At 72.0% G+C, this 22,862-nt stretch carries 22 protein-coding genes, 2 tRNA genes and 1 pseudogene; 17 read left to right on the top strand and 8 right to left on the bottom strand.

The genetic code is table 11. From position 1 onward, the window contains the following. Positions 1-2: 2 nt before the first annotated feature. A complete protein-coding gene (gene glxA, locus QRN89_RS12790; protein WP_290349480.1) occupies positions 3-1,955 on the bottom strand; it encodes a radical copper oxidase GlxA in 1,953 nt (650 codons plus the stop codon). Next, entirely contained in the window at positions 1,952-3,895 is a 1,944-nt protein-coding gene (locus QRN89_RS12785; RefSeq protein WP_290349479.1) for a glycosyltransferase family 2 protein, read from the bottom strand. Before QRN89_RS12785 ends, glxA begins: the two co-directional genes overlap by 4 nt. 528 nt (positions 3,896-4,423) lie before the next feature. Here QRN89_RS12785 and QRN89_RS12780 point away from each other — a divergent pair. Both QRN89_RS12780 and QRN89_RS12775 read left to right on the top strand, forming a co-directional pair. Further along, positions 4,424-4,891 (top strand): helix-turn-helix domain-containing protein, encoded by a 468-nt coding sequence (locus QRN89_RS12780; RefSeq protein WP_290349478.1) that lies wholly within the window; start codon positions 4,424-4,426, stop codon positions 4,889-4,891. Positions 4,892-5,086: 195 nt separating this feature from the next. Further along, positions 5,087-5,347: a hypothetical protein gene (locus tag QRN89_RS12775; protein WP_290349477.1), complete on the top strand. Its 261-nt coding sequence runs from the start codon at positions 5,087-5,089 to the stop codon at positions 5,345-5,347. Between the two features lie 85 nt (positions 5,348-5,432). Here QRN89_RS12775 and QRN89_RS12770 read toward each other — a convergent pair whose 3' ends face one another. Together QRN89_RS12770 and QRN89_RS12765 are read right to left on the bottom strand one after the other, a co-directional pair. After that, complete coding sequence (locus QRN89_RS12770; protein ID WP_290349476.1) at positions 5,433-5,753, bottom strand: hypothetical protein; 321 nt, start codon at positions 5,751-5,753, stop codon at positions 5,433-5,435. Positions 5,754-6,141: 388 nt separating this feature from the next. Then, positions 6,142-6,402: a hypothetical protein gene (locus QRN89_RS12765; protein ID WP_290349475.1), complete on the bottom strand. Its 261-nt coding sequence runs from the start codon at positions 6,400-6,402 to the stop codon at positions 6,142-6,144. Between the two features lie 352 nt (positions 6,403-6,754). Here QRN89_RS12765 and QRN89_RS12760 point away from each other — a divergent pair, with 352 nt between their 5' ends. The 9 genes from QRN89_RS12760 to QRN89_RS12720 all read left to right on the top strand — a co-directional run bounded on the left by QRN89_RS12760 (position 6,755) and on the right by QRN89_RS12720 (position 11,418). After that, entirely contained in the window at positions 6,755-6,964 is a 210-nt protein-coding gene (locus tag QRN89_RS12760) for a hypothetical protein (protein ID WP_290353683.1), read from the top strand. Positions 6,965-6,995: 31 nt separating this feature from the next. Further along, positions 6,996-7,211 carry a hypothetical protein gene (locus QRN89_RS12755; RefSeq protein WP_290349474.1) on the top strand — a complete coding sequence of 72 codons (216 nt, stop codon included), beginning with the start codon at positions 6,996-6,998 and terminating at the stop codon, positions 7,209-7,211. A 29-nt stretch (positions 7,212-7,240) separates the two neighbouring features. Continuing rightward, positions 7,241-7,456, top strand: a complete 216-nt coding sequence (locus tag QRN89_RS12750) for a hypothetical protein (RefSeq protein WP_290349473.1) — start codon at positions 7,241-7,243, stop codon at positions 7,454-7,456. Between the two features lie 29 nt (positions 7,457-7,485). Continuing rightward, a complete protein-coding gene (locus tag QRN89_RS12745; RefSeq protein ID WP_290349472.1) occupies positions 7,486-7,701 on the top strand; it encodes a hypothetical protein in 216 nt (71 codons plus the stop codon). Positions 7,702-7,766: 65 nt separating this feature from the next. Beyond that, on the top strand, positions 7,767-9,608 hold the full coding sequence (locus QRN89_RS12740; RefSeq protein ID WP_290349471.1) for a M50 family metallopeptidase: 1,842 nt from the start codon (positions 7,767-7,769) through the stop codon (positions 9,606-9,608). Between the two features lie 51 nt (positions 9,609-9,659). Beyond that, complete coding sequence (locus QRN89_RS12735; RefSeq protein WP_290349470.1) at positions 9,660-10,346, top strand: hypothetical protein; 687 nt, start codon at positions 9,660-9,662, stop codon at positions 10,344-10,346. A gap of 190 nt (positions 10,347-10,536) precedes the next feature. After that, a complete protein-coding gene (locus QRN89_RS12730; protein WP_290349469.1) occupies positions 10,537-10,830 on the top strand; it encodes a transposase in 294 nt (97 codons plus the stop codon). Continuing rightward, positions 10,830-11,150, top strand: coding sequence for an IS3 family transposase (locus QRN89_RS12725; RefSeq protein WP_290349468.1), 321 nt, complete (start codon positions 10,830-10,832; stop codon positions 11,148-11,150). The genes QRN89_RS12730 and QRN89_RS12725 overlap by 1 nt, the downstream gene beginning before the upstream one ends. Before the next feature lie 19 nt (positions 11,151-11,169). Beyond that, positions 11,170-11,418 carry a hypothetical protein gene (locus tag QRN89_RS12720; RefSeq protein ID WP_290349467.1) on the top strand — a complete coding sequence of 83 codons (249 nt, stop codon included), beginning with the start codon at positions 11,170-11,172 and terminating at the stop codon, positions 11,416-11,418. Positions 11,419-11,451: 33 nt separating this feature from the next. On the opposite strand, the gene QRN89_RS12715 is transcribed toward QRN89_RS12720, so the two are convergent. Continuing rightward, positions 11,452-11,919, bottom strand: a complete 468-nt coding sequence (locus tag QRN89_RS12715; RefSeq protein ID WP_290349466.1) for a helix-turn-helix domain-containing protein — start codon at positions 11,917-11,919, stop codon at positions 11,452-11,454. 204 nt (positions 11,920-12,123) lie between these two features. Continuing rightward, a tRNA-Lys gene (locus QRN89_RS12710) sits at positions 12,124-12,197 on the bottom strand. 153 nt (positions 12,198-12,350) lie between these two features. Between QRN89_RS12710 and QRN89_RS12705 the strand changes: the two genes are divergently transcribed. From QRN89_RS12705 to QRN89_RS12680, 6 genes and pseudogenes are all read left to right on the top strand, one after another. Next, the gene (locus QRN89_RS12705) at positions 12,351-14,261 is read left to right on the top strand and encodes a peptidoglycan-binding protein (protein WP_435833300.1); all 1,911 of its coding nucleotides are present in this window, start codon (positions 12,351-12,353) and stop codon (positions 14,259-14,261) included. Further along, a complete protein-coding gene (locus QRN89_RS12700) occupies positions 14,258-16,135 on the top strand; it encodes an SPFH domain-containing protein (protein ID WP_290349465.1) in 1,878 nt (625 codons plus the stop codon). The genes QRN89_RS12705 and QRN89_RS12700 overlap by 4 nt, the downstream gene beginning before the upstream one ends. Before the next feature lie 129 nt (positions 16,136-16,264). Further along, a complete protein-coding gene (locus QRN89_RS12695) occupies positions 16,265-16,852 on the top strand; it encodes a lytic polysaccharide monooxygenase auxiliary activity family 9 protein (protein ID WP_290349464.1) in 588 nt (195 codons plus the stop codon). Positions 16,853-16,877: 25 nt separating this feature from the next. Further along, a pseudogene (locus tag QRN89_RS12690) lies at positions 16,878-18,564 on the top strand (AMP-binding protein). An 851-nt stretch (positions 18,565-19,415) separates the two neighbouring features. Then, positions 19,416-20,684, top strand: coding sequence for a sensor histidine kinase (locus QRN89_RS12685; RefSeq protein ID WP_290349463.1), 1,269 nt, complete (start codon positions 19,416-19,418; stop codon positions 20,682-20,684). Then, complete coding sequence (locus QRN89_RS12680; RefSeq protein ID WP_290349462.1) at positions 20,654-21,313, top strand: LuxR C-terminal-related transcriptional regulator; 660 nt, start codon at positions 20,654-20,656, stop codon at positions 21,311-21,313. The genes QRN89_RS12685 and QRN89_RS12680 overlap by 31 nt, the downstream gene beginning before the upstream one ends. 425 nt (positions 21,314-21,738) lie before the next feature. On the opposite strand, the gene QRN89_RS12675 is transcribed toward QRN89_RS12680, so the two are convergent. Further along, a tRNA-Lys gene (locus QRN89_RS12675) sits at positions 21,739-21,812 on the bottom strand. A gap of 190 nt (positions 21,813-22,002) precedes the next feature. After that, complete coding sequence (locus QRN89_RS12670; protein WP_290349461.1) at positions 22,003-22,761, bottom strand: IclR family transcriptional regulator; 759 nt, start codon at positions 22,759-22,761, stop codon at positions 22,003-22,005. Positions 22,762-22,862: the final 101 nt, after the last annotated feature.

Genomic DNA, 22,862 nt, shown 5'->3' with positions numbered 1-22,862 from the left:
GTCTACGGGACCTCGACCCAGACGCCCTCCGACGGGGTGCCCTTGTCGTCCGTCACGAACAGCATGTACCAGCCGGACGGGACGAGGGAGCGGTTCTTCGGCACGGTGACCTCGAAACCGCCCGCCGTCTTCGTCATCTCCAGCGCGATGGACCGCTGGTCGACATCGGTCACGTGCGTCACCGCGCTGGGCCGCATCAGCTTCGCCGACCTCAGCTTCGCCGCGTCGGTGCTCTTGAACGTCGCCGACCCGCCGCGCTTGATCTTCTTCGGCCCGGTACCGATCTCCGGCCGCGAGTCCCGGAAGAGGTAGGGCGGCGTGTAGATCTCGATCCGCTGCTCGAAGACACCCGGCTTGGTGTTGGCGTCGTCGCCGAAGAGGGAGTCCGAGCCGAAGATCATCACGCGGCCGTCGGGAAGCAGCACGGACCCCGAGTGGTAGTTGCGCCCGACCCGGGGGTCGGCGACCCGTGTGTACTCACCCGACTTCGGGTCGTACGTGCGTGCCTCCAGCACGTTGGAGCCGCTGCGGCCCCGGTAGTCCTCGGAGCCGCCGGTGACCAGCACGCTGTCGTCGGGAAGGAGCGAGGCGCTGGGGTAGCGCGTGCCCTTGTCGAGGGAGGCGCCGTCCTTGAAGCGCGGCTTCGGGTCCTTCAGATCGACCAGCCGGGACTTCTCGCTGGACTTCTCGGACTCGCCGACCCCGCCGCCGCCGATGACCATGAACCGCTGGTCCTGGGCGGGCGGCAGCATCACGGTCGCCGAGGTCTCCATCAGGTCCGGGTCGCTCAGCCCGGGGACCTTGGTGAACTTGTTGGTGTCCAGGTCCCAGACCCCAGGGTCACGGCCGACGTCGGCGGGCCCGTAGCCGGCGTTGGAGCCGGAGTAGAAGAGCTTCCCGTTGTCCATCAGGAAGATCGCGGGGTAGGTCGGGAAGCGCCGCTCGAAGCCGGTGTACTTCCACTTCTTCGTCTTGGGGTCGTAGATCTCGTCCTTGCCCGGGACGATCTGGCCGATCTCGTCCAGGCCGGACAGGGACAGGACCTTGCCGTCCTCGAGCGTGGTGAGCGTCGGGTACCAGCGGGCCTCGTTCATCGGGTCGACGGTGATGTACTTCTCCGCGACCGGGTCGAACTCGTAGGCCTCCTTGATGCCCTGGAAGTCCTTCTTGTCGAGGGCGAGCTTCTGCGCGATGCCGTAGACGTTCCGGTTGTCCGAGCCCTTGAGGCCGTGCACCCGGTAGTTGTCCTCGGTGCCGGTCTCGTAGGACTTCCCGGACTTCGAGGCCTCGACGTAGATCCGGCCGAGTCCCGCCTCGGTGCGCAGGAAGCGCCCGGTCTCCTTGTCGAAGACCTTCTTCGCCTTCTCGACGAGGACCGGGTCCTTGGAGACGAACGTCTTGCCGTTCTTCTTGCCGGTGAACTTGGTGCCCGCGGGCAGGGTGATCGGCTTGTCCGGGTCCTCGTTGTGGACGATCATCAGGCCGCCGGCCTTGGTGACGTCACCCTGGAGCTTCTCGTACCGCTTGGTGCCGCCCGCGACCAGCAGCTTGCCGTCGGGCAGCTGGGTGTGCCCGGCGCAGAACATGTCCTTGGGCGTGGGTATGTGCGTGAAGTCGTTCGTCTTCGGATCCCACAGCACCGACTCGAACTTCTTGGCGTCGAAGTTCTTCTGGTTGTTGCCGGAGCCCGCGATCAGCAGCACCTTGCCGGTGTGCAGCAGTGCCGCGTGGATCGTGTTGATCTTGTACTTGTCGGGAACGTCGAGGTAGTCCCAGTGGCCGTTCGCCGCCTTGTACTCGGGCCGGTTGATCTTGTACTCGTGGTACTGCTCCGAGCCGTACCGGTACATCGCCGGCCCGTTGAACCCGGCGATCGCCGCCACGACAGCCGCGCCGATCAGGATCCGTCGGGCCCGGTTCTTGCGGTGGTTCGGCCGGACGGGAAGTGCGCTCATTTCTTACGTCCCCCAAGGGCGATCTGCATGGTCTGGTCCGCGGGGGCCGACTGGTGCGGCTGCTGCTCACGGGCGGCCGGCGGCACGGCCCCGGAGGCCCCGCCTCCTGTCCCCGGCTTGGCCCGGCGCCGCCCCTTCCGCTTCTTCTTCTCCTCGCGGATGGTGTACCGCCAGGCGAAGATGGGCGCCGCCGTGATCAGCAGGGCCAGACCGGCCCAGGTGATCATCGCCGGGTGGTCGTGCCCGAACCAGAACGAGGAGGCGAGCGAGCCGCCGAAGACCAGGATGAAGAAGAGGTGGATGCGGAAGGTGCCGAAGAGCGTGTCGGGGCTGGAGGAGTCGCCCTTGGGCGTCACCACGAACTTGCTCTTGCGGCGCAGCACGGCGTCCATCAGGGAGCGCGCGTAGATCGGCGCGGAGAGCGCGGACATCACCATGCCGGCCAGGCCGCCCGAGCCCTCCGGCTCGTGGGGCGACACGTTGTGGCGGCGGTTCCAGATGTAGAGGCCGATCTGCAGGGCCGAGGCGTTGCCGTACAGCATCATCCAGATGGCCGGGTCGATCTGCACACCCGAGGCGCCCATGCCCAGGAACAGCGCGCAGCTGAGTGCCGCCAGGATCCAGTTGAGGGCGGACATCGGATAGAAGATGATCATCATCGTGTAGTTGAAGAGCTTGCCGGCGGGCAGCGTGCCGAAGCCCTTCCAGTACTGCTTGAGGATCGTCTCGTACGTGCCGCGGGACCAGCGCAGCTGCTGGGTGAAGAAGTCGGTCCAGGCGGACGGGCCCTCACCGACGGCCAGCACGTCCGGGGTGTAGACGGAGCGCCACTTGTTGCCGGAGGCCGGGTTCCTGGCCCGGTGCATCTCGAAGCCGGTGGCCATGTCCTCGGTGATCGAGTCGTACAGGCCGCCGATCTGCTTGATGGCGCTGATGCGCACGGCGTTGGAGGTGCCGACGAACATGGGGGCGCCGTAGCGGTTGCCGGCGCGCTGGATCAGGGCGTGGAAGAGGAACTGCTGGGACTCGGCGGCCTTGGTGACGAACGTGTCGTAGTTGCCGTAGACCTGCGGGCCGATGACGAAACCGACGTCCGGGTCGCGGAAGTACCCGAGCATGCGCTCCAGGTAGTTCGGCAGCGGTACGTGGTCGGTGTCGACGGACGCGAAGAAGTCGTAGTCGCCGCCGTGCGCCTCGAGCCAGGCGTTGTAGTTGCCGTGCTTGGTCTTGGCCCGGTGGGCGCCCTTCTCCTGGTTCCACTTGGCTATGCCCTTGCGGGAGAAGTGGTGGACGCCGAGCCGTGCGCAGACCTCCTTGACGGCCGGGTCGTCGCCCTCGTCGAGCAGCCACACGTGCATCAGGCCGCGGTGACGGATCTTCACGGCCGCCTCGAGCGTCTTCGTCACCATCTCCAGGGGCTCCTTGCCCGGCACGAAGGAGGTGAGGAAGGCGACGCGGGTGCCGGACTCCGGCACGACGGGGATCGGGTCACGGGCGACGAGCGTCGCATGCGCGTTCGACAGGACGTTCATCGTGCGGAAGAGCTCGATCAGTCCGATCGAGACGAGCATGACGATGTCGAGCCAGAGCAGCAGTTCGTTGTTCAGATTGGGGTCGCGCTCGGTCCAGTGCTGCGGCTGCATCAGCCAGGCGAACAGGCCCAGGGACACCAGCGGCGCGGCGCCCAGGAGCAGCGCGGCGCGGATGCGGTGCGGCTCCTGCGACAGCAGCGAGCGGTACTGCACCTTGTACGGTTTCGACGGGTCCGGCTGGGTCAGGGGACCGGCCAGCCGGCTGTAGTGCTCGTAGTCGTATCTCGGCAGCGCCTTCTTGGGGCGCAGCCGGTGGCCCCCTGTCCTGAGCTGCGGGGGAACCCGAAGCTGCGTGGTCCGGGAAGGGTCGTCTTCCTGCTGCCGGGCGCCGTTCGGCGTCGACGTCATCTTTCATCCCCCCGCATGCCTGCTGGCTGCGTGATCGTTCGGTCGTCTCCGGGCCGGGGCTCCCCTAAGCCGGCCGGTACCGGATGCATCAGTGGCAGGCCACCGTATCCGTAGACATAAGACGATGGTCTTCCGGTTGCATGATGCCCGTCTCCGCGTTCGTTCGTGAACGGGACCCCCACCCCGGGCAGACTGCGACGGGAGAATTCCCTCGAATCACCCCAAGTCGCAACTGTTTGAGCCCGCTGACCCCTTGGGTCCGCGGACTCACAGGACAGGGTCTCGGAGCGGGGGCGTGATCGCAAGGGCATCCGGAGTCGTCGGCCGGCGCGCGGCCCGGGAGGCGGCGGATCGTCGCGGCCGGGGCGCCGGGCACCGGTGGGGCGGCGCCCGGTGCGCCGTCGTGTGTCCAGTGAGTTTGGACGACGCGTCCCATCCATCGGGGGCGGGAGCCTCTCCCGAGGTCTCCGGCGCGATCCCTTCGCCGGAGTTTGGTCATCCGGCGGCACGGCAGGCAGAATCCACCGCGTGGCCAACGCACTGCAGGAATTGGTGAAGAGCCGGCTGGAGCAGCAGGGCTGGTCCTACGGCGACGCGGCCCGGCGGGGCGGCATCCCGCGTTCCACCGTGCACCACCTGGCCACCGCCGGACCGCTCACCCGCATGCCCCAGCAGGCCACCCTCGAGGGCCTGGCCAGAGGACTGGAACTACCCCTCGACACGGTACGCAGAGCCGCCGCCGAAGCCTGCGGGATCCACCTCTACTTCGAGGAGACGCCCGGCACCACCGCCGACCCCGAGGTCGCCACCCTCATCGCCAGCGTCCAGCGACTGTCCCCCGCCGACCTCCGCCACGTCACCGCACTCGTCGAATCCCTCCTCCGCAACACCCGCACCACCGGCACAGACGCAGACGCCAGCACAGACACAGACACCGGCACGGACGCCGACACCACCCGGGAAACCGGCACCGACCCCGCGACCGCCCCCGACTGAAACCCACCCCGCACCGTCATCGGCCGTGACATTTCGATGGGGATCGGAGACTTCGGGGCGGTAGCACGCATGCCGCGCCCCTTTGATGCATTTGCTGGCGAAGTATCAGATCGGCCGGAAATAGTGTCGATTGGGGGTCTACGCTCACCTCCGCGGGTGGGTGAACCGCCCGAAGCCTCCGTGAGAGGGGTGCACGTGCTCGTCGTTCCAGGTGCGCTCGCGACCGCCGTCGTCCGGGACCGGACGGGAGAGCCGGTGGTCCTGCTGTCCGGTGAACTCCCCTCCGCCCTCACCCCCTCCGGCGTCCAGGAACTGCTCAACCTGGCCGCCGCCGTACTCGAAGCAGAGGAACTGGAACTCTTCCGGCGCTGCCTCTCGGCACTGAGTTGCGGCGAGAAACTCCGGGAAACCCGCATCGAGGTCAGCGGAGCCGTACTGACCATCTACCGCGACTGACCGCCGAACGGCAGCGGGCTCCCGGGAGCCGTCTCCGGGAGCCCACGCCGACCGCCCCTCGGATCGGGCGGCGAATCGGGCCGGATCAGATCCGGCGACCGCAGTCCCAGCCGTACCAGGCGTGGGTGCGGTATCTGCCGTAGGCGTCGTACCAGTGCGCCCTGTGCGCGGGCCGACGGTCCCAGCGGTACCGGCAGTCGCGGTCCCACCGGTTCCGGTGGCGGTCCCGGGCGTGGTGCCCCGCGTGCCTCCGGCCGAAATCGGTGCATCGGTCGACGTCGCGGAACTGGTGGGCCGCGACCGGTGAATGGGCCGGTGCGGCCATCGCCGTTCCCGACAGGGGAATGGCGGCCGCGGTGGCGGCCAGGGCCGCCGTCGCAAAGACGCGTGCGAATGTTCTCACCATTTTTCTCCTGGTTCGAGGTATTTCTGGTGGCCCTCCGGACCATACGCGGATCCCGAATCCCGTTCATTCGCGCTTTTGCGGACGGAGGTCCTGTCGGCGCATGGCGGTCCGCTGCTGCAGAAACCCCGTGAACCGGCCCTGAGCTTTGGTTGGAGGGGATTTCGGAGAGCATGGCGGCGGTTTCGTGAAACACTCGCGAGGGTGATCCAACTCCGGCGTTTCGCAGGCTGGTTGGGCAGGTGGTGAGAATTGGCGAAATGTGACGGAGGTGCACCGGGTCCTGAGTGGACGAAAAGCTGCTCCGGGTGCGGGGGCGTCGGGAATTGCTGCCGGGGAATTGCGCTTTCGCATGCAATGCGACCCGTGTTGTGTGCAGTCGGTCCGCCGTTCAGCTGCGGTAGATGGTCAGTACGGCTCCGCTGACCTCGATGCGGGTTTCCCGGAGTTTCTCGCCGCAACTCAGTGCCGAGAGGCAGCGCCGGAAGAGTTCCAGTTCCTCTGCTTCGAGTACGGCGGCGGCCAGGTTGAGCAGTTCCTGGACGCCGGAGGGGGTGAGGGCGGAGGGGAGTTCACCGGACAGCAGGACCACCGGCTCTCCCGTCCGGTCCCGGACGACGGCGGTCGCGAGCGCACCTGGAACGACGAGCACGTGCACCCCTCTCACGGAGGTTTCGGGCGGTTCACCCGTCTTGAGGCACGGAGGATAGCCATGAGGGGCCCCGTCATCGTCGTTGGAAATTCACGGAGCTGGGCCGATCGGGTGAGGCTTCGGGTGGGCCCGCATCAGTGACGGCCTGACACTCCGCTTCTCTGACCTGCGGTTTGGGTGGTCGCGAGGCGCCGCGGCCGTGAAATGCGGGAAGTTCCGTTCCCTTGTCGGGGGATGGCCGCGGCCCTACTGTCCAATCTCGTCAGACAGATCGTCCGGCATGGATGGACGCGTTCGGGAACGGGCGCCGTCCGCCCATGCCCTACGCGCAAAGGACCCACCCATGCTTGGCATGCGAGAACTGGACGCCGAGGCCGCCGCGGAGCTGCTGCCCGGGCGCGAGGCCCTGGGCCGGCTCCGGTTCAACTTCGTCAGGACCACGAGCGTGAGCGAGCGGATCGCCTACGTCGACGCCCACAACGAGTCGCTCGCGGCCAACGTCTGCTCGCCGGACGCCGTCGCGGCCTCCGACGCCTCCCAGTCCATCAGCGTCCGCCAGTAGCGGCGCTTCCTCCCGAAGAGGGGTTTCCACCATGAACGTCCAAGAACTCGAGGCCGAGGCCGCCGCGGAGCTGCTGCCGGGACGCGAGGCCCTGGGCCGGCTCCGGTTCAACTTCGTCCGGACGACGAACGTGAGCGAGCGGATCGCCTACGTCAGCGCCCACAACGAGTCGCTCGCGACCAACATCAACTCCCCGTACGCCATCGCGGCCTCGTCCGCCGCCCAGTCCATCAGCGTCAGCCAGTAGCCGGCGCTTCCTCCCGAGAGGGGTTCTCCATGAACAACGACCAGCTCAACGCCGAGGCCGCAGCCGAGCTGCTGCCCGGGCGCGAGGCCCTGGGCCGGCTCCGGTTCAACTTCGTCCGGACGACGAACGTGAGCGAGCGGATCGCCTACGTCAGCGCCCACAACGAGTCGCTCGCCGCCAACGTCGACTCCCCGTACGCCATCGCGGCCTCGTCCGCCGCCCAGTCCATCAGCGTCAGCCAGTAGCCGGCGCTTCCTCCCGAGAGGGGTTCTCCATGAACAACGACCAGCTCAACGCCGAGGCCGCAGCCGAGCTGCTGCCCGGGCGCGAGGCCCTGGGCCGGCTCCGGTTCAACTTCGTCCGGACGACGAACGTGAGCGAGCGGATCGCCTACGTCAGCGCCCACAACGAGTCGCTCGCCGCCAACGTCGACTCCCCGGACGCCGTCGCGGCCTCCGAGGCGACCCAGTCCATCACGATCAACCAGTAACAACGCCCGGACGTGCGGGCCGCGTTCCTGGAGGCGCGGCCCGCTCCGGGAGGAAGAGCAGGACGGTGACCAAAAGCCAGAAGGTCCACCCTGGTCCCGTGGGGGCGGCGGCCTGCGAAACGGGCGACACGGCTCCCCCGTACGAGTACACGGAGACCCTGTTCCCCGTTCCGCGCCTCGGCGCGGGACTCCAGTTCCTCGGCGAGTACCAGGGATCCGGCTCCACCGAGCGCAAGTACCTGGTGCGCCGGGGGGACGGGCAGGTCGTCCAGCTCTCGCGGCTGCTCTATCTGGTGGCCGAGGCCATCGACGGCGTACGGAACACCGAGACCGTCTCGCACCGGGTGAGTGGACGCTACGGACGGGAGGTCAGCGCAGACAACGTCGAGTACCTCATCGAGCAGAAGCTCGAACCGCTCGGCATCACCGTCCCCTTCGGACAGGAGAGCGACCAGGTGGCCGGTCCCACCACCGACCTCCTGCTCGTCCTCAAGGGCCATCGGGTGATCTTCCGCGAGCGGCAGGTGGCCCGCATCGCCAAGGCGCTCGCCTGGCTGCACCGGCCTCCGGTCGTGATCCTGGTGCTGGCCGCGGCGCTCTGCGTGGACATCTGGCTGTTCGCCGTCCACGGGGCCATCGCGCCGGTGCTGCAGGTGCTGGAGCAACCGGTTCTGATGCTCGCCGTCTTCGTGCTGATCGTGGCCTCGCTGGTCTTCCACGAATTCGGCCACGCCTCGGCCTGCAGGTACGGCGGCGCGCGACCGGGCAGCATCGGTTGCGGCCTCTTCCTGATCTGGCCCTCGATGTACACCGAGGTCACCGACGTCTACCGCATCGGGCGGGCCGGCCGGATCCGGACCGACCTGGGCGGGATCTACTTCAACATCGTCTTCGTGCTGGGGCTCGCACTGGCGTACGTCCTCACGGGCCAGCCGCTCTTCCTCGCAGCGATCTACCTCGTGCACTTCGAGATCCTGGAGCAGCTGCTGCCGGTGGTCCGGCTGGACGGCTACTACATTCTCGGAGACCTCGCGGGAATCCCCGACCTCTTCGGGAAGATCAAGCCCATCCTCCGGTCCATGCTGCCGGGACGTCCGTTGTCCCCGGAGGTGGCCGGACTCAAGCGCCCCGCGAGGATCATGGTCACCGGCTGGGTCGTGACCATGGTGCCGCTGATCGTCGCCGAACTCGGCTACGTCCTGTGGAACCTTCCCCGCCTTCTCGGCACGAGCCTGCGCTCACTGGCGGAGCAGGTGTCCGGTACCTGGTCGGCCTTCGCCGACGGTCAGGTCTCCGCCGGCCTCGTCGGGGTCGTCGGAAGTTTCATGCTCGTCTGCCCCCTCGCCGGGGCGACCTACCTCGCCGTACGCCTGGTGGGGCGGCTCGTGAAGGTCATCGCCCGGGCCACGGAGGGCAACACCCGGCTGCGGGTGGCCATCTGGGGCGGGTTGGCGGTGGGGGCGGGCGCGCTCTGCGCGGCGTGGCTGACCGGCATGACCCCGGAGCCGTTGCCGAGGCAGCCGCCCATCGCCCCCATCCTCCAGCCCGGCGTCCCCACGGTCCGTCCACCGGCGGCGGCCCCGGCCGAGGAGCGGCCCGCCCCCGCCACTCCGGACCCGGCCGTCCTCAGCGGCCCGCCGTCCGAGACCCTCGCGGCCACCGCCACCGCCACCGCCGGGAGCAGCCCCTCCGGTCCGGCCGCCACCGTCGGCGGCTCCCCGTCCGCGAGCCCCGTCAGGGACGTGCCGACACCCGGACCGACGAGCCCGACCCCGAGTCCGAGCCGGACCTCGGCGTCACCTTCGGCCAGTCCCAGCACCTCGCCGACGCCGAGCGCCACGCAGTCCGGATCCCCTTCGCCCTCGGCGACCCCTTCGGAGTCGCAGAGCGCGACGGAGGAGCCGTAGGCCCGCCGGCCCGGCCTCCGATCCCCCCGTACGTCCGCAAAGGAGCACTCAGTGACGCACCGAAAACCACGCCATGGCCACGGCGGCCGCAGAGTCGCACGGCTGGGCATGCTCGTCGCCGCCTGCACGGCCGGCTTCGCCACGGCGAGCCCGGCCGGAGCCGCATCGTCCGCGTCGACCGGCAACCGCTACGTCGGCATCGCGGTGGACGAAGCGCACGCGAACGCCGGCCCCGCGAACCGCGTCGACTACGACGACGAGTTCGCGGTCCACGAACTCGGAACGCGGCTCGGCGTCGGCGCGCGCAACAGGGCGGTCGCCCGCTCCGCGGGCTGCTCCCTCGACAGGCCGTGCCGCTCGGTCGCACTGTCCTTCCAGGTCGTCACCGTGACCGGCACGATCACGCGCCTCAACGCCGCGAACACCAGCCGTGCGGTCAACGACCACTGCGAGGGCTGCCAGACGTTCGCCGGCGCCTACCAGTTCATCGTGTCGACCCCGTACTCGTTCACGCTGAGCCGCCCGGTCCGGAACGAACTCGCGCGGCTCGAACGGCGGCTGGGCGAGCTGGAGCGCAGCCGCGAGCCGATCAGCACCGTCGAGGCCCGCGCGGACTCCCTGGCCGCCGAGGTCGTCACCCTGCTCAGGGGAGCGGTGGCGGCCGCACCCCGCGGGGAGGCGGTCAGCCCGCTGCAGGGCTTCCGGCCCACCGTCACGCTGCGGCGCCACATCGACTAGGGCGGGTTGCGGAAGCGGCTCCGTCCGCCCGCCGGGCCAGGAGGGACTTCCGCAACACGCACTGGGCGCCCCGTCGACGAGGCCGTGCCCCGGTGCCCTTCCGCACCGAACCCCCACCGCCTGCCGGCCCGGGACCCGTCCCCGGGCCGGCAGGTGCACCCGTCTCCAGTCCTCCGGAGGACCACCATCCATGAGTTACCCACCCGAGGTGCGTCGTCGTGCCCTCGACCTGCTGGCCGTGGGCGAGCCCGTGAAGAAGGTCGCGGTCGACCTCGGCCTCAGCGAGCGGACGCTCTACCAGTGGCGGCGCAGGTACCTGCCGCAACTGCGGCACCAGCGGTTCTTCCCCGACACGGAGAGCGAACTCGGGGCCGCGCGCAGACGCATCACGGAACTGGAGACCGAAGTCGCCGTCCTCCGGCGCGCGACCGAACTGCTGCGGGACGCGACGTCCCCAAAAGACGATTCGAGGCAGTACGCGTGATGGCCCACGACGGCCTGCCCGTGCGGATCGCCACGAGCGTCCTGGGAGTGACCGAGTCGGGGTACTTCTCCTGGCGTTCCCGTCCTCCCTCCGCGCGTTCCGTCCGCCACTCCTGGCTCACCGAAGTCATCACCGCCATCCATGCCGCCTCGCGCGGGACCTATGGATACCGGCGCATCCACGACGAACTGACCTCGCGCCACGGCATCGCGGTCAGCCACGGAACGGTGCAGCTCCTCATGCGCCGGGCCGGGATCCAGGGACTCTCCGCAGGCGAGCGGCGACGTACCCGGCCGACTCCTTCGAGGTTTCGGACCTGAACGAGAGAGCGATCCGACCATGAGCATGGAATATCCGACGTTCCCGACACCGCCGCTGCCCATCTCCGGGTACCTGCGCCCCTACCTGCGGGTGGGGGAGGACCTGCCGGCGACGCAGGCGCACCAGGTGATGCTGCACTGCGCGCTGGACGCGGCATGCGTCCCCGTGCGGCTGACCGACACCCGTGCCGTCGCCCGGATCGCCGAGCTCGACTACCAGACGGTGAACGCCGTGATCGGCTGGCTGCGGATCCTGAGCGATCGGTGACCGCGGGAGTCCGATGACGGTGCGGGGTGGGTTTCAGTCGGGGGCGGTCGCGGGGTCGGTGCCGGTTTCCCGGGTGGTGTCGGCGTCCGTGCCGGTGCCGGTGCCGGTGCCGGTGTCTGTGTCTGTGCCGGTGGTGCGGGTGTTGCGGAGGAGGGATTCGACGAGTGCGGTGACGTGGCGGAGGTCGGCGGGGGACAGTCGCTGGACGCTGGCGATGAGGGTGGCGACCTCGGGGTCGGCGGTGGTGCCGGGCGTCTCCTCGAAGTAGAGGTGGATCCCGCAGGCTTCGGCGGCGGCTCTGCGTACCGTGTCGAGGGGTAGTTCCAGTCCTCTGGCCAGGCCCTCGAGGGTGGCCTGCTGGGGCATGCGGGTGAGCGGTCCGGCGGTGGCCAGGTGGTGCACGGTGGATCGCGGGATGCCGCCCCGCCGGGCCACGTCGCCGTAGGACCAGCCCTGCTGCTCCAGCCGGCTCTTCACCAATTCCTGCAGTGCGTTGGCCACGCGGTGGATTCTCCCTGCCGTGGGACGGGGTGACGCGTACGGGCGAGTCCGAGTCTATGCCGCACGCGGGTCCGCCTCGTCCGGCCGGCGGCCGTCCGAGGATCTCTGGGAACCGGCGGTCCCGCGCCCGACGGGGATCGCGCACGCATGCAGAAGGGCGTCCTCGGAAACCGAGGACGCCCAGGTCAGCGAACTGATCGCTTGTGCGCCGCCAGGGACTCGAACCCCGGACCCGCTGATTAAGAGTCAGCTGCTCTAACCAACTGAGCTAGCGGCGCCTGCTGACCTGGAGAACTCTACCGGACCCCCGGCGATGCTCCTGACCATTTCCTTGCGCGTTCCGGCCTGTCGGATGGTCGTTTTTTCGCTTTGCTCCGTCAAAATGCGATTTGTCATGACGGAAGAGCGTGGTGGATCTGGAGGGGTACGGGATGTCCGTTCCGGTGTTCGAGGAGTACGAGCCGGCCGGCGACTGCGTCTGCCCGGGCTGCGCCCAGCAGCGACGGGAACGCGCCCGCGCCCTGCCGGTGCGCGCCGGCGGCCACCCGGCCGCGCACGGTGCCCGTCGCGCCCTCGTACTGGTCACCGCGGCGGGAGCGGTACTGAGCGGCGGGGGCACGGGGGCCCTCGCCGATTCCGCGGCGGGGCGCGCCCCGGTGCCCGAGCCGGAGGCCGCCGTGCCAGGGGCCGCACCGTCCGCGGCGCGGCCCGGCGGGACGGCCGTCCACGCGGACGAGGCGGACGAGGCGGCCCCGGCGCCGCGGGCGGTCAGGGCCCGGGCGGCGGGCACGCACCCCGCCCGGGCCGGGCGGGCCCGGCCGGAGCAGGCCCGGGCCGCCGCCACGGCGCGGTCGCGGGTGGAACGGGCCGGTAGGGACCGCACCCCCACCGGCCCCGGAGGCGCACACCCCGCCCGGGTGGGGCCTCTCCGTACGGACGGTCGTGAGCCGGGACCCGACCCGGAGACTCCCCAGGGCGGCCAGGGACCGCTGCACGGCGGACCGATCGCCGGACCCGCCGGCACGGCCGGTCTGCGCAAGATGGCCCGCGCCGACATCATGAACCGGGCGAAGCGCTGGGTGAACGCCAAGGTCCCGTACTCCATGAGCAGGTACTGGGCGGACGGCTACCGGCAGGACTGCTCGGGCTACGTCTCCATGGCCTGGCACCTGCCGGGCAACGAGTGGACGGGCAGCCTGGCCCAGTTCGGCACGCGCATCGAGCGCAAGGACCTGCAGCCCGGCGACATCCTGCTCTTCCACAACCTGAGCAATCCGTCCAAGGGCTCCCACGTCACGCTCTTCGGTGGCTGGGCGGACAGCGCCCGGACGAAGTACATCGCCTACGAGCAGGCCAGGCCGAAGACCCGCAGACAGACCACGCCCCTGGCCTACTGGAGCAACTCCGACCAGTACGTGGCCTACCGCTACAAGGCGCTGAAGGGCGTGGCCACCGGGGGTGGGCAGCCCGCGGAGGACGCGGGGACCGCGTGGGACGGCGGGATCCTCTTCCCCGGTGCGGGAGTCTTCGGGCCCGGCGAGGACAACGCGTACGTCGCCCGGCTCGGCAGGCTGCTGGGGGAGTACGGCTTCGGAAACCACGCGACGCCCGGCCCGGGGTCGCGCTGGGGGGAGGCACACCGGCAGGCCACTCAGGCGTTCCAGCGGGCCCAGGGCTGGACGGGCCCGGAGGCGGACGGCATGCCCGGCCCGGACACCTGGCGCCTTCTGGTGAACGGGACCGGCAGGAAGGCCGTGCCCGGGGCGGTCGCGGCCCCGTCCGACGGGCCCCGGCAGGCGGCGGGAGGGCCGGCGCCGGCTGCCGGCACGACCGCGGCAGGTTCGGGACAGGCGCCGCCGGCCGCACCGGCGGCGTCGGTCCCGGCCCCCGGTGGGTCCGGTTCGACTCCAGCGGCGTCCGTGCCCGCGGGGTCCCGGCAGGCACCGGCCGCGTCCCTCCCGGCGGCCGGGACGGCTCCGTCCGGCCGCGCCGTGGCCGCTCCCGCCCGGCCCGGTCCCGCCGCGGGACCTGCCGGGCGCGGCCCCGGCGTGCGATCCGTTCCTGCCGGGCCCCGGAGGGCGGCGCCCGCAGGCACCGCTTCCGCGCCGGGCTTCCCCGGCCACGGCCACTTCCGCCCCGGCAGCTCCGGCAGTCATGTGGACACGCTCCGCAGGCAGTTGGTGCAGCGGGGCTTCGGCAGGCACTACTCCTCCCGCCCCGGCCCTCGCTGGGGCGACGCGGACCGCCGCAGCGTCGAGGCGTTCCAGCGCGCACAGGGCTGGCACGGCGCGGCGGCCGACGGCTACCCGGGCCCCGAGACCTGGCGGCGGCTCTTCTCATGACCCACCACTCCGATGTGCACCGACCTCGCGAGGAGGCGACCGCGGTGACCCCCACGACCCCCTGTCCCGAGGACCCACCGGGTTCTTCTCTCCCGCTCGGCCGGCTGACCACCGCGTCGGTGGCCGTGCACAGCGCGGGGCTTCCCGGTACGGGCGTCACAGCCGCCGGCGCCCCCGCTCCCGAGACCCGCCCCGACCCGTACGCCACCCCCGATCCGTACGCCACGCCCGATGCGCCCGGCACCCCCGATGCCCGGAGCACGTCCGGCCCGTACGCCACCCCCGACGCGCACGGCAGTCCCGGGCGGGGCGCGCCCACGGAGGCCGGACTGCCGGCCCCCGCCCAGGAGCCCCCTTCGGACGGCCCGTCCGGCGCGGGCCCCGGGGCCACCGCGACCGACGACTCCGCCGGCCCGCGCCCGGAGGCACCGTCCGATGCCGCGGGGACCGCGACCAGGATCGACGGCGCCCGCGACACCGCGCCCGCGACCGAGCGCTTCGAGCGGCAGTTCAGCGGCGCGGGCGGCCGCCGGACGGTCGTCATCGGCACCGAGACCACCGGCGCCATTCCCGTCCATCTGCTCTACCGGGACGCCGTCGCGTCCGTCGGGGCCACCGCGCGGGGCGCCGCGGAGAAGACCGAAGCGGGCCCGAGCACGGACGCCGCCTCCGGCGCGGGCGCCGCCCGCCCGCTCAACGGAACGTCCGCCGGAGGACCGTCCGCCCAGGGTGCGTCCGGTACCGGAGCGCCGTCCTCCGAGAACCCGGACGGCGCCGCAAGGGTCAAGGACCGCCGGAGCGCCTTCGGCGTGAACGGGCTGACCAAGGACGCCGACGGCGACGGCGGCCCCGACACCATCGCCATGCCCCCGGTGGCGCCCACCGGACGACGGTCCACGCCGGGCGCCGGCCAGGCCACCCGACGGCCCGCCCCGCCGCCCGACCCCCGGTTGATCGAACGGCCCGGGCCGGTCCTGCCCGGCTGGGCGGCACTGCTCGCCGGGGTCCTCTCCCTCGTCGCCTGCGCGGGCGTGCTGCACTGGGCGGGAGCCTTCCCGCCCGAGGTGACGACGCTGTTCGGACTGGGCGAACGCCCCTACGGCGGGCTCGGGTTCGTGCACTGGGGCGTGCTCGCCGTGTCCCTCACCGTCGCGCTGTTCTCGCTCGGCGGGCTGGCGCGCGGCCGGGTCGGCCACGCGTGGGTGCTGACGCTGTACGGCGAGTACCGCGGCAGTGTCCGCAGCAGCGGCCTCATGTGGGTGAGCCCGCTGCTGCTCCGCCGCCGGGTCGACGTACGCCTGCGGCACTGGCGCAGCGACCCCATGCCGGCGGTCGACGCCGAGGGGACCGCGCTCGAGGCCGTCGTCCTCGTGGTGTGGCGGGTCAGGGACACGGCCCGGGCAGTGCTCGGGGTCGCCAACCACGAGGCGTACCTGAGGGAGCAGGTGGAGGCGGCGCTCGCCCGAGTGCTCTCCCAGCTCCCGGCCGACGCCTCGGCGCCGCCCGCGGGCGGCGGTCCCGCGCTCGAGCTGCGCCCGACGCTCCGCAACGCCGAGGCCGTCGGCGACGCCCTGACGAAGACGCTCGCGGTGGAGTGCGCCCCGATCGGGATCGACGTCTTCTCGGCACAGCCGACGCGGATCGAGTACGCGCCCGAGGTGGCTGCGGCGATGCGCCGCCGGCGGGTCGCGGCTCTGGAGGCCGAGCGCCGGGACACCGTGCTGAGCTCGGTCGTCGACGCGGTGGACGACACGGTGCAACGGCTCACGATGCGCGGGCTGGTGGAGTTCGACGACTACGAGCGCAAGGCCCTCGTCCGCGATCTCACCGTGGCGTTCTGCACGGCGAGGACGAGTGGCGCGGAGACCCCGTGATTGGTCTGGACATGTTCAAAGTTCGTCAATAATCTGGGACTTGGTCTAGACCGGAATCCGCACGACCGCACAAGCGCAGCTGCACTGCACGGCTCACAGGACTCCCCCACGTTCTCCAGGAGCGACAGCATGCGAAAGCGAATAGGCGCGGCCATGGTCGGGCTCGCGGTGGCGGGGACGACCCTGCTCGCCACCGGGAGCGCCAGTAGCCACGGCTACACCGACTCCCCGATCAGCCGTCAGAAGCTCTGTGCCAACGGCACCGTGGGCAACTGCGGCGAGATCCAGTGGGAGCCCCAGAGCGTCGAGGGGCCCAAGGGCTTCCCCGCCGGGGGTCCCGCCGACGGGAAGATCTGTGCCGGCGGCAACAGCCGCTTCGCACAGCTCGACGACCCGCGCGGCGGTGCCTGGCCCACCACCAGGGTCTCCTCGGGGCAGAACCACACCTTCCGGTGGCAGTTCACCGCCATGCACGCCACGACCGACTTCAAGTACTACATCACCAGGAACGGCTGGAACCCCAGCCAGCCGCTCACCCGGGCCGCGCTCGATCCGCAGCCCTTCCTGACCATCCCGTACAACGGCCAGCGGCCCCCGGCGACGCTCAGTCACTCGGGCACGCTGCCGTCGAAATCGGGCCGCCATCTGATCCTGGCGGTGTGGACCATCGCCGACACCCCGAACGCCTTCTACGCCTGCTCGGACGTTCAGTTCTGATGCTTCGTCAGTTACCGTGCGCGCCATGGGCGACACGGGGAGCGGTACGACCGTCGCGGAGCTGGTACGGCGCCGGTGGGGCGACCACCGGGTGGGGCTGATCCACGAGGATCTCGTGCTCAGCCACCACCAGGTCGCCTCCGGTGCCGCCGCGCGGGCCGCACTGCTCACGGAGCTGCTGCCCCGGGGAGCCGAGCCGCACCTCGGGGTCCTGCTCGACAACACGGCGGAGTTCCCGCTCTGGATCGGCGCGGCGGCCCTCACCGGGGCCGCCGTCGCCGGCATCAACCCGACGCGCCGGGGCGCGGAGCTGGCCCGCGACATACTGCACACCGACTGCCGGGTGCTGGTCACCGAGCGCGCGCACCTTCCCCTGCTCGACGGTCTCGAACTGCCGGGCGTGCGGGTGCTGGTGACCGACCAGGACGCCTTCGCCGGGCTCCTCGCCCCGTACGAAGGGGCCGTCCCCGCCGACATCGACGCGCTGCCGGGCCGCACCGTGCGGCCCGGCAGCCGGCTGCTGCTGTACTTCACCTCCGGCTCGACCGGCGCGCCCAAGGCCGCGATCTGCAGTCAGGGCAGGCTCGCCGCCGCCGGGGCCTCCCTCGCCTCCCACTTCGGGGTCCGGCCCGACGACGTCCACTACATCTGCATGCCGATGTTCCACGGCAACGCCGTGATCGCCGGCTGGGCTCCCGCGCTGGTGGCCGGCGCGGCGGTGGCACTGCGGCGCCGCTTCTCCGCGTCGTGCTTCCTCTCCGACGTCCGGTCCTACGGGGCCACGTACTTCACCTACGTGGGCCGGGCCGTGCAGTACCTGCTCGCCACCCCCGAACGCGACGACGACCGCGACCACTCGCTCCGGCTCGGCTTCGGGACCGAGGCGGGGGCGGTCGACGCGGAGCGCTTCGAGGCGCGCTTCGGCGTACGGCTCGTGGAGGGCTACGGCTCCTCCGAGGGCGGTGCCGCCGTCCGGCGCACGCCCGGTACCCCCGCGCGGCGCGATCGGCAGGGCCGCGCCCGGCAACGACCTCGCGGTGGTCGACCCGTCCAGCGGAGAGGAGTGCGAGCCGGCCCGCTTCTCCCCGGCGGGCGGGCTGCTGAACGGCGGCCGGGCGATAGGCGAACTGGTCAATCGCGGCCCCGGCCCCTTCGAGGGCTACTGGCGCAACGCCGAGGCGGACGCGGAACGGCTGCGGGGAGGCTGGTACTGGAGCGGCGACCTGTTCTACCGGGACGCCGAGGGCTTCCTGTACTTCGCCGGACGCTGCGACGACCGGCTGCGCGTCGACAGCGAGAACCTCGCCGCCGCGCTCATCGAGAACATCCTCGCCCGCTGGGAACCCGCGGTGGGCGTCGCGGTGTACGCGGTGCCCGACCCGGTCGCCGGCGACCAGGTGATGTGCGCCCTGGCCCTCCGCGACGGTGCGTCCTTCGACCCGGCGGCCTTCGCCGGTTTCCTCGCCGCCCAGCCCGACCTGGGGACGAAGATGCCGCCGCGCTTCGTCCGCGTCGTCCCCCGCCTCCCGGTCACCGCCACCAACAAGATCCACCGGGTCGCCCTGCGCCGCGAGGGCTTCCATCGCGCGCCGGACCCCGTCTGGTGGCGCCCGCCCGGCACGGACGGCTACCGCCCCCTGACCCCGGCCGACACCGCACGATTGCACCGGGCCTACGAACGACAGGGCCGGGCCGGGCTGCTGGACCGATGAGCCCCGGTCCCGCACCGGCCCCTGATCCCACGCCGGTGGCCGGTCGCCGGTCCGCCAGTCGGCCGGTCCGGCGCCGGCGAGTCCCGTCAGCGTCCGTCGGCCCGGGGCAACGATGCGTTGCCGCACGCCGGTTGTCCGGCGACGGAGCGGCCGGTGGTGGCCGCGGCCTCGGGGGTTCGCGGTCGGGTGCGGGGTGCGGGGTGCCGCGTATCGGGTGTCCGGCGGCGAAGCGTGCCGCTGGTGGCCGCCGGCCTTGGTGCTCACTGTCGGGTGTCGGGCGCCAGGTGTCCGGCGCGCCGGAGCCTGCCGGGGGAGACCGTCGGCCCTGGAGTCCACTGCCGGGTGCCGGGTGCCGGGTGCCGGGTGCCGGGTGCCGACTGCCGGGCGCCGGCGGCTCGGCGGCCCGGCCGGGAGCGCCCATCGGCCTCGAACCTCACGGCCGGTTGCCGGGAAGCGGTCGGCCCGGGACGGCGGGCGATCCCCGCGCCGTTGCCGCCCAGGGGGTGGGGCTCGCCGGCCTTGGTGCTCACTGTCGGGTGTCGGGCGCCAGGTGTCCGGCGCGCCGGAGCCTGCCGGGGGAGGCCGTCGGCCCTGGAGTTCACTGCCGGGTGCCGGGTGCCGGGTGCCGGGTGCCGGGTGCCGGGTGCCGGGTGCCGGGCGCCGGCGGCTCGGCGGCCCGGCCGGGAGCGCCCATCGGCCTCGAACCTCAGGGCCGGTTGCCGGGAAGCGGTCGGCCCGGGACGGCGGGCGATCCCCGCGCCGTTGCCGCCCAGGGGGTGGGGCCCGCCCCACCCCCGTACTCGCCCTGGACCCATGGCCCGCCCGACCCGCCGGGGCCTAGCGTGGCCCGCATGACCCCACGGAACCTCTGGCAGGCCCTCACCGGCCGCGCGTACCTGCGGACCGCCTGGCCGTGGCGCGGCGTGGCGTACCTCGGGACCGGGGTGCTCAGCGGAGCCGTGGCCCTCGTCGGTGTGCTGGTCCTCGTGGCGTTCTCCGCGGTCCTGGTGGGGCTGCCGCTGCTGCTGTTCAGCGGCGTCGCGCTCGCCGGGACGGAGCGGTGGCGGCTGCGGATCGCCGACGCCGAGCCCGCGGCGGACCCGCACCGTACGCCGCCGGAGCCCGGGATCACTGTCTGGGCCCGTACTCGCGTCCGGGAACAGGCGACCTGGCGCGAGCTCGCGTACGCACTGCTCCACGCCACCGTGCTGTGGCCGCTCGAACTGCTCGCCCTCGGCGTGGGCATCGGCGCGCCGCTCGCGATGACGGCCGCCCCGCTGCAACTGGCCGTGGACGGCGGCCACGAGGCCCGCGTGGCGAAGCTGTGGCTCGTCACCGGCTACCCCGCCGCCTTCGCCTCGGCCGCCGCCGGCCTCGTGCTGCTCGCCCTGTTCCTCTACCCGCTGGGCGCGCTCGCCGCGGCACGGGCCGCTCTCGCCCGTGCGGTGCTCGCGCCCCGCGAGGCGGAACTGCGCACGAGGATCGGCGAGGTGACCCGGTCCCGCGCCCGGCTCGTCGCCGCCTTCGAGGCCGAACGCCGCCGTATCGAGCGTGATCTGCACGACGGTGCGCAGCAGCGGCTCGTCGCGCTCACCATGAGCCTCGGCCTCGCCCGGCTGGACGTCCCGCCCGACGGGCCGCTCGCCGAACGGCTCGCCCTCGCCCACGACGAGGCCGGCAAGGCGCTCACGGAACTGCGCGAGCTGGTCCACGGCATCCACCCGCAGGTGCTGTCCGACTGCGGCCTCGCCGCCGCGCTCGCCGACGCCGCCGACCGGTCCGCGGTCCCGGTGGTCACCGACGTCGAACTGCATCGGCTCGAACGGTCCGTGGAGACCGCCGCGTACTTCGCCGTCGGCGAGGCGCTCGCCAACGCCGCCAAGCACAGCGGCGCGAGCCGGGTACGCCTCACCGCCCGGCACACCGGCGACCTCCTCGCCGTCGAGATACACGACGACGGCACCGGCGGAGCGGACCCGGAGCGGGGCACCGGGCTCACCGGACTGGCCGACCGGCTCGCCGTACTCGATGGCACACTGGCGATCACCAGCCCGCCGGGCGGGCCCACCGTCCTGCGACTGGAGATCCCATGCCGGACCGGCACACACCCCTCCGCGTAGTCCTCGCCGAGGACGGCGTCCTGCTCCGGGACGGCCTGACCGCACTCCTCGGGCGCTTCGGCCACGAGGTCGTCGCCGCCGTGGGCGACGCCGAGGCGCTGTGCACGGCCGTCGCCGCGCACGACCCGGACATCGTGGTGACCGACGTCCGGATGCCCCCCGGTTTCCAGGACGAGGGCCTGCGCGCCGCCCTCGCGCTGCGCACCGGGCGCCCGCACCTGCCCGTCCTCGTCCTCAGCCACTACGTCCAGCAGGCCTACGCCGCCGAACTGCTCGACACCGGCGACGGCACCGGCGTGGGCTACCTCCTGAAGGACCGCGTCGGCCAGGTGGAGGAGTTCGTGGCCGCGCTCGAACGTGTCGCGGACGGGGGTACCGTTGTCGACCCCGAGGTCGTACGGCAGTTGCTGCGCCGGCGCCGCGACCCGCTGGAGCGGCTCACGCCGCGCGAGCGCGAAGTCCTCGCCCTGGTCGCCGAGGGCCGCTCCAACGCGGCGATCGCGCGCCGGCTCGTCGTCAGCGAGGCCGCCGTGGGCAAGCACATCGGCAACATCCTGGCCAAACTCGATCTGCCGCCGGCCGAGGACACCCATCGCCGGGTGCTCGCCGTCCTCGCCTATCTGCGCTGAGCCCGCCGACGAGATCCCGGCATCCGCCGGGATCTCGTCGCCTGTCCGCGCTCACGTCGGTCCCGCCATCGGGTCGGCGGCCCGTCCGCGCCGGGAGCGCGGCGCCCCGTCGTCCCGCGCGCGGCCGCATCGCGCCCGGACGGAAGGAACCGTGCGTGGCAGAGCACCACGATCCGAGGGAGCATTGCGCGGCACCCGGTACACGTGACGCATATCACGGCGGGGGGCGTCTTCGCGCCCGTGGTGAACCGCGGAGACCGGCCCGCGGACGGGCCGGCGGGACGCATGCCCGTCCGCAGGCCGTCCCGGCGGGCGGGTCCTCGGGGGCCGGGCGGTGCGCGGCGACGGCTGCCGGGGCCGAGGCGGGGGAGCCCCGGACACAACACGAGGGGCCCTCGCAACTGCGAGGGCCCCTCGGGAGGTTGTGCGCCGCCAGGGACTCGAACCCCGGACCCGCTGATTAAGAGTCAGCTGCTCTAACCAACTGAGCTAGCGGCGCGGGCTGTCGTTCTCGCCGCTTCGCGGCTGACGACAGAAGTAATACTACCCGGTCCGCAGGGGTGCTCCCGACCACTCGATCCGATCATCCGGAGTCCGTCGCCCGGGATCCGGTCACCGTGCGCCGGGCTCGGCCGGTCGTGCGCGGTCCGTGGCCACCGGCGGTTCCGCGGGCCCGGCGGCCCGGTCGCTCACAGGGCCAGTGACAGCACCACCGGGGCCGCCCGGCGGTTCAGGGTGTCGGCGGCGGCGCGCAGCCGGTGCGCGTGCTCGATCGGGAGCGAGAGCGCCAGGCAGCCCACGGATGCTCCGGCCGTCAGCGGCACCGCGGCGCAGACCGTGCCCACCGCGTACTCCTGGAGGTCCAGCACCGGGACCGTGGGCGGCTGGGCGTCCAGCTTGGAGAAGAGGATCTTCTCGTTGGTGATCGTCCGGGAGGTGAGCCTGGCGATCTTGTGCCGTGCGAGATGGTCGCGGCGGCCGTTCTGGTCGAGCTGGGTCAGCAGGCACTTGCCGACCGCGCTGGCGTGGGCCGCCGAGCGGAAGTCGACCCACTCGTTGACCTTGGGGGTGCGAGGGCCGTCGGCGAACTGGGTGATCTTGACCTCGCCGTCGATGTACCGGCTGATGTAGACCGCCGCGCCGACCGAGTCGCGCAGCTCGCTCAGCGTCTCCTGGAGCTTGCGCTCCAGGGCCTCCCGCCGGGTGACGCCGGAACCCAGCAGGACCAGGGAGTCGCCGATCACGTACGCCCCGTCCGCCACCTGCTCCACGTAGCCCTCGCGCCGGAGCATCAGCAGCAGGGACGTGAGGTGGCCGGTCGGCAGACCGGTCTCGCGCGCGATCTGGACATCGGTCACACCGCCGCTGTGCCTGGAGATCGTCTCCAGGACTCGCAGCGCGTACTGCACCGAGTGGAACGGCGCGGTCGGCTCGGGCTTCAGCGCCACGGTTTCCCCCTACCAGGTTGTGACCGCAAGCTTCCGTACCACGATAGCCGCCAAGAACCGTTTAGTGGGCGGCTGTTGGCGAGAAATGTGAGGCGCCCCAG

Source organism: Streptomyces sp. HUAS CB01 (assembly GCF_030406905.1).
In the GTDB taxonomy this organism is placed as follows: Bacteria; Actinomycetota; Actinomycetes; order Streptomycetales; family Streptomycetaceae; genus Streptomyces; species Streptomyces chengbuensis.
The sequence above is the reverse complement of the archived record's forward strand: the minus strand, read 5'-3'. Positions and strand labels throughout refer to the sequence as shown.

Bases quoted from the DNA above. Each gene is read 5' to 3' on its own strand.
- QRN89_RS12730 (WP_290349469.1), top strand. From the start codon at position 10,537: ATGAGTTACCCACCCGAGGTGCGTCGTCGTGCCCTCGACCTGCTGGCC.
- QRN89_RS12725 (WP_290349468.1), top strand. From the start codon at position 10,830: ATGGCCCACGACGGCCTGCCCGTGCGGATCGCCACGAGCGTCCTGGGA.
- QRN89_RS12745 (WP_290349472.1), top strand. From the start codon at position 7,486: ATGAACAACGACCAGCTCAACGCCGAGGCCGCAGCCGAGCTGCTGCCC.
- QRN89_RS12785 (WP_290349479.1), bottom strand. From the start codon at position 3,895: ATGACGTCGACGCCGAACGGCGCCCGGCAGCAGGAAGACGACCCTTCC.
- QRN89_RS12770 (WP_290349476.1), bottom strand. From the start codon at position 5,753: ATGGTGAGAACATTCGCACGCGTCTTTGCGACGGCGGCCCTGGCCGCC.
- QRN89_RS12685 (WP_290349463.1), top strand. From the start codon at position 19,416: ATGACCCCACGGAACCTCTGGCAGGCCCTCACCGGCCGCGCGTACCTG.
- QRN89_RS12760 (WP_290353683.1), top strand. From the start codon at position 6,755: ATGCGAGAACTGGACGCCGAGGCCGCCGCGGAGCTGCTGCCCGGGCGC.
- QRN89_RS12680 (WP_290349462.1), top strand. From the start codon at position 20,654: ATGCCGGACCGGCACACACCCCTCCGCGTAGTCCTCGCCGAGGACGGC.
- QRN89_RS12720 (WP_290349467.1), top strand. From the start codon at position 11,170: ATGAGCATGGAATATCCGACGTTCCCGACACCGCCGCTGCCCATCTCC.
- QRN89_RS12705 (WP_435833300.1), top strand. From the start codon at position 12,351: ATGTCCGTTCCGGTGTTCGAGGAGTACGAGCCGGCCGGCGACTGCGTC.
- QRN89_RS12695 (WP_290349464.1), top strand. From the start codon at position 16,265: ATGCGAAAGCGAATAGGCGCGGCCATGGTCGGGCTCGCGGTGGCGGGG.
- QRN89_RS12700 (WP_290349465.1), top strand. From the start codon at position 14,258: ATGACCCACCACTCCGATGTGCACCGACCTCGCGAGGAGGCGACCGCG.
- QRN89_RS12750 (WP_290349473.1), top strand. From the start codon at position 7,241: ATGAACAACGACCAGCTCAACGCCGAGGCCGCAGCCGAGCTGCTGCCC.
- glxA (WP_290349480.1), bottom strand. From the start codon at position 1,955: ATGAGCGCACTTCCCGTCCGGCCGAACCACCGCAAGAACCGGGCCCGA.
- QRN89_RS12755 (WP_290349474.1), top strand. From the start codon at position 6,996: ATGAACGTCCAAGAACTCGAGGCCGAGGCCGCCGCGGAGCTGCTGCCG.